General features: G+C 64.7%; 9 protein-coding genes. 1 reads left to right on the forward strand and 8 read right to left on the reverse strand.

The annotated features are described in order from the left end of the window. Positions 1-156 precede the first annotated feature (156 nt). From IT430_03975 to IT430_04010, 8 genes are all read right to left on the reverse strand, one after another. On the reverse strand, positions 157-432 hold the full coding sequence (locus tag IT430_03975; protein ID MCC6907077.1) for a hypothetical protein: 276 nt from the start codon (positions 430-432) through the stop codon (positions 157-159). A gap of 8 nt (positions 433-440) precedes the next feature. Continuing rightward, entirely contained in the window at positions 441-878 is a 438-nt protein-coding gene (locus IT430_03980) for a hypothetical protein (GenBank protein MCC6907078.1), read from the reverse strand. Then, positions 829-1725 (reverse strand): DNA adenine methylase, encoded by an 897-nt coding sequence (locus tag IT430_03985; protein MCC6907079.1) that lies wholly within the window; start codon positions 1723-1725, stop codon positions 829-831. The genes IT430_03980 and IT430_03985 overlap by 50 nt, the downstream gene beginning before the upstream one ends. 145 nt (positions 1726-1870) lie before the next feature. Further along, complete coding sequence (locus IT430_03990; protein MCC6907080.1) at positions 1871-2200, reverse strand: hypothetical protein; 330 nt, start codon at positions 2198-2200, stop codon at positions 1871-1873. Then, positions 2197-2712: an ASCH domain-containing protein gene (locus IT430_03995; protein MCC6907081.1), complete on the reverse strand. Its 516-nt coding sequence runs from the start codon at positions 2710-2712 to the stop codon at positions 2197-2199. The genes IT430_03990 and IT430_03995 overlap by 4 nt, the downstream gene beginning before the upstream one ends. Then, positions 2709-2915, reverse strand: a complete 207-nt coding sequence (locus IT430_04000; protein ID MCC6907082.1) for a hypothetical protein — start codon at positions 2913-2915, stop codon at positions 2709-2711. Before IT430_04000 ends, IT430_03995 begins: the two co-directional genes overlap by 4 nt. After that, positions 2912-3121, reverse strand: coding sequence for a hypothetical protein (locus IT430_04005; protein MCC6907083.1), 210 nt, complete (start codon positions 3119-3121; stop codon positions 2912-2914). The genes IT430_04000 and IT430_04005 overlap by 4 nt, the downstream gene beginning before the upstream one ends. After that, entirely contained in the window at positions 3118-3348 is a 231-nt protein-coding gene (locus IT430_04010; protein ID MCC6907084.1) for a hypothetical protein, read from the reverse strand. The genes IT430_04005 and IT430_04010 overlap by 4 nt, the downstream gene beginning before the upstream one ends. Positions 3349-3611: 263 nt before the next feature. Between IT430_04010 and IT430_04015 the strand changes: the two genes are divergently transcribed. Next, a complete protein-coding gene (locus IT430_04015; protein MCC6907085.1) occupies positions 3612-3848 on the forward strand; it encodes a hypothetical protein in 237 nt (78 codons plus the stop codon). Positions 3849-3974: the final 126 nt, after the last annotated feature.

The raw sequence follows: 3974 nt of genomic DNA on the forward strand, positions 1-3974 counted from the left end.
CACGCCAGGCCGAATCGGGCGCGGCCGCGACACAGCGAAACCGCCAGACTCGCCGATCCCGCCGCACGAACGCCGATCGCGCGCGGCTTGAAGGTGCGCGCTGCGCGCCAAGGTGCGCGCCCCTCGAAGCCTGTTTGACCGCCCGTTGAAGGGGTGTCAATCGGTGCCCTCATCGGCCCACTCGGGCACCTTGAGACCGTGTGCGCCACGATAGGCTCGCTGCACCTGGTTGCCGATGATCTCGATCGACAACCGGTCGAACCTGTCGGCCAACCAGCTGCATCGGAATGCGCGATGGTCCGCCGTCCAGCACTCAAGCACGATGTGCGTGCGGACGTCATGCTCTTCGATCTCATCGAACGCGACCAGGTCACAGCGGCAATCATCGGCCAGGAACGACGTGAGGCATTCGAGTTTTGCGGCGCGATCCATTGCACGCATCAGATCCTGTACGTCGGTTGCGGTTTGAAGAGCAGCGTCTGGCCCGTGGCCGCGTCGACGGCCGGCGATCGCTCGGTGCGGTGAACCTCCACCAGGTCTGTCAGGCCGGCCCGGCGCCGGCCGGCCAGCCAGGAGCGGATCTTCTCGCCATCGCCGGTGAGCGCGTAGCCCTGGCTGTTGGCCACGAGCACCGCCTCAGCCCCCTGCTCGCGCAGCAGCTCGCGTGCGCGGCGCACGGCCTCCCTGATTCGCCGCCTCCTGGTCTCGTGGCCCATCGCCGCCGGCAGCCCGATCTGCGAGGCCAGGTCCGCCGCGCTGACGAACGAGCCGTCGCCGCGGTGCATTTCGAGGATCTGCACCACGGCGACAGCGCGCCGTTCGATCGTCTCAGGCGTCGGCCGCACGCCGCTTTCGCTTTGTCGATCTCGATCGCTCATCGAGTCGCCGTCCCGTCTTCGGGTCGAAGTTCATCAGCAGCAGTTCGGTTGATCGCGGCCGCGTTTGCGCGCCCCCGCGCACGAGCGGACAGGCGCTCTTGAACGCGGCGATCTTCGCCCGGCGCCACTTGCTGCGCGGGTACAACTCGTCGATGAGCTTGTGCTCGTAGTACGACACGATGGCACGGCCCTCGATCGCATCCAGGCAGCCGGCGAGGCGTGCGTGGTCGGTCTGGCTGAAGCCGCTCGCCGCGTAGTACTCCTCGCAGTCGACGTACGGCGGATCGCAATAGAACACGGTGCCGACATCGTCGTAGCGCGGGATGATGTCGGAAAAGTCCAGGTGCTCGATGTGCACGCCGCGCCACCGCTCCGAGATCGCGTCGATGCGCCCGGGCAGATTCACCCAGCCGCTCGCCTTGCCGTTGCCCTTGCGCGCGTAGCCGTACGGGTTGCCGACGAGTGATGAGAACGAGGTCTTGAGCAGGTACACCCATCGTGCGGATCGCTCGATGTCGGTGACCGGCCCAGGACAGCCCGCGTCCCACCAGGCGAGAATGCGATCGTGCTCTTCCCGGCTGTAGGGCATGCCGCGCACGCGTTCGATCAGCGTCTCGCGGTGATCGCGCAGCACGAGCCAAAACGTGACGACGATCGACTGGATGTCGTTGAAGACCTCGTTGGGCTCGGGGTCCTTCTGGCTCATCACGTGGCCCATGCCCCCGAAGACCTCGACGTAGCACGCGCGGTCGGTGGGCAGGCGCTTGATGATCTGGGGTGCGATGCGGCACTTCCCGCCGACGTAGCCGGCCGGTGAAGTCAGCCTCTGATTCGTCCGAAGAGTCATCCATGACCCTGTTCTCCGCTGGACGTATTTGCGCAAGCCGAGCCTCGATGCTCGGCAGGTAAGCGGCGGGGTGAAAAAATGCGACGCGAGGTGATCTCTCGCACGCAGGCGCATCCCCGCTGGACGTCGCCCGCCCCGCTTTTACTCATTCACTTCGTGAGGGCTGGGCCTCCAGTCTGACGTTGTAGATTGCTCGCAGCGCATCGCACAGATCGCCGCCCCAGTCGCCGGGTGCGCCGAACGCGTCGTGGACCGCCTTCAATACGGGACGTGCGTAAACGATCGAGACATTCTCAGGCTCGAACACGAATCGTTGCAGTAGCTGCGATACTCCGCATGAACGCATCAGTGCGCTGGTGAGCAGGCATCGGGCATCGCGGAGATTGTCATCCTCGACGTCGCGATCGATCAGGGCGCCAACGGCTCGATCGAGTTTCACGAGAGCGGTCTGGAACTGCTGCATCTGATCGTTCACGCGGTTGCTCCTGTCAAAACTCCATGTTCGGCCAGCAGGCTGTCAGGCACTTCGAAGAGCTGCTGGAATCCGCGGTACGGAATCGCGGGATGGATGCGGCGCACGTTGTCGAGCACCCAGCCGAAGCGGCCTGGGCCGAAGTCGCCCATGTTCCTCTCGCACCAGTCGAAGCACCGCGTACGCTCAATCCCGACCGCGTGGCGCGGCACATCCAGATCGACGGAAGAATCGAAGTAATACGTCGGCCAGCAATCGACGAGATCAGCGATGGCCACGATTGCACCAAACGGCAGCCAGTCCTTGAAGTGATCGTTGAGCGCAACGAGCGGAAGCATCGCGCCACGCCAAATGTTCTGTTGTTCGAGTTCTCGCAGTTCGCCGACGCGACAGCGCTTCGCGGCGTGGATGAGAAGCGGGCCGCGGTATGACGTGGCCCAACATCGCGTCTCGATGCGCTTCGATCCGATCGCGATCGCCGATGCCCAGGGTTGCCAAAGGCTGAGGCACTTCACGACGTGCCTCCCGACTTACATCGACACCAGACATGATCGAAGCGCGGCCAGTCCGCGGTCATGCACAACCCGCAGATTTCCGGGCCATCCATCGGGAACAGGCTGCGGGACAGCGCATCCGCGTAGTAGCCGATGCCGCAGCGCTCGCAGATCACGTGCACAACAGACTCTGACCTCAGCGTCTCCGTGGCTGGTGTGCTCACGCTTTGCCTCGCTTCGCGTCCAGGAGTTTGTTGATGCGGCGGCGCACGATGGTCGCTCGCGTCTTGTGACCGCGGGCCTGGCATGCGCCCCAGAGGCGCTGGAGAAACTCGATGTCGTCCATATTGTCGATGTGCGACCGGCAGTCATCGACGCTCGTATTGAGCAGCCCATGCAAGGCACGTTCGTCCTGTTCGTTTCGCTTCATCCCGCGCCTCCGATCTTCGCTTCGATGCGCTGGCACGCACGGCAGAATCCACGAGGCGAAATGCCGCCGGCAACCATCGCCTTGCTGCAGCCGTCATATGAGCCGATGATCGGGCGCGAGAAGTAAGCGCTGCATTCGGTGCGAATGGCCCGCGCCGGGCGGAACAGGTGCGCCCGGCTGCCATCGGTCCACCGCCAGACCAGCGATTCGCCCTGCGAGTTGATCACGCCGCACCTGCCCTTCCGCCGCCGACGTTGGCCCGTGCGGCGTCCTGGTACCAGCGGCCGCGTTGTCGCCGCCCGGTGCGTCGATCGCCGCCCTGGGCGAACGTCGCGGCCCGTGCGCGGCAGCCTACCAGAATCCGAGTCCGCCGATGCGAATCTGCGAAATGTGCTGAAATCCTGCTCGATTCCCCTTGCATCTTCGCGCCTTGCAGGCCTTCATGTGTGCAGCGCCGGGCGGAATGAGCCGCCCGCGAAAGTGAGGACGCATGATCAGCACACGCGACAACAAACTGATGACCATCGCCCGCGATGACCTGTACCTTGAAACGCTGGAGGTGCGTGGGCGCGATGGCCAAGACTTCCATTCTCTGGGCGTGGCCAACATTCGCCTCGCGCTTGAGCACGCGTACGAAGCGGGCCGCCAGTCGGTGCGGCCAACCAAGGCCGTGTGCCCCGCCTGCGGGCGCAAGATCGAGATCACGCCGCTGCCGGCGAAGAACTGACCCATCACGCGCCGCGTCGACGTTCGACGCTGCGCCCATTTCAACCGCTCGAACTGCGAAAGGAGCACGAGCATGGCAACGAAGAAGACGAGTCCCAAGGGCAAGAGCACGAAGCGCACCAAGGCG

The organism is Phycisphaerales bacterium, assembly GCA_020852515.1.
Classification (GTDB): domain Bacteria; phylum Planctomycetota; class Phycisphaerae; order Phycisphaerales; family UBA5793; genus UBA5793.

Coding starts and splice junctions, on each gene's coding strand:
- IT430_03975 (MCC6907077.1), bottom strand. CDS start 432: ATGGATCGCGCCGCAAAACTCGAATGCCTCACGTCGTTCCTGGCCGAT.
- IT430_03980 (MCC6907078.1), bottom strand. CDS start 878: ATGAGCGATCGAGATCGACAAAGCGAAAGCGGCGTGCGGCCGACGCCT.
- IT430_03985 (MCC6907079.1), bottom strand. CDS start 1,725: ATGACTCTTCGGACGAATCAGAGGCTGACTTCACCGGCCGGCTACGTC.
- IT430_04005 (MCC6907083.1), bottom strand. CDS start 3,121: ATGAAGCGAAACGAACAGGACGAACGTGCCTTGCATGGGCTGCTCAAT.
- IT430_04015 (MCC6907085.1), top strand. CDS start 3,612: ATGATCAGCACACGCGACAACAAACTGATGACCATCGCCCGCGATGAC.